Source organism: Streptomyces sp. SID14436, assembly GCF_010548465.1.
Lineage (GTDB): Bacteria > Actinomycetota > Actinomycetes > Streptomycetales > Streptomycetaceae > Streptomyces.
The window spans coordinates 1-271 of sequence record NZ_JAAGMD010000871.1 but is presented as its reverse complement, the minus strand read 5'-3'; the positions used below and the strand labels follow the sequence as shown (position 1 = coordinate 271).

The 271-nt window shown below is 77.5% G+C and carries 1 protein-coding gene; it reads right to left on the bottom strand.

Annotated elements, in window-relative coordinates:
* A partial coding sequence (locus G3I53_RS31905; protein ID WP_164439024.1) for a helix-turn-helix domain-containing protein occupies positions 1-271 on the bottom strand: 271 nt, incomplete at both ends.

Genomic DNA, 271 nt, shown 5'->3' with positions numbered 1-271 from the left:
TGGAGAAGCCGGACGCGAAGGCGACGGCCGTCACCGGCAGATCGGTGGTCTGGAGCAGGACCCGGGCGGTGTGGGCGCGCTGCGCGCGGGCGAGGGCGACGGGTCCGGCGCCGACCTCGGCGGTGAGCTGGCGCTGCACCTGCCGGGGGCTGTAGCCGAGCCGTGCGGCGAGCCCGGCGACGCCCTCGCGGTCGACGACACCGTCGGCGATCAGCCGCATGGCGCGGCCGACCACGTCGGCCCGCACGTTCCACTCGGCGGAGCCGGGCAC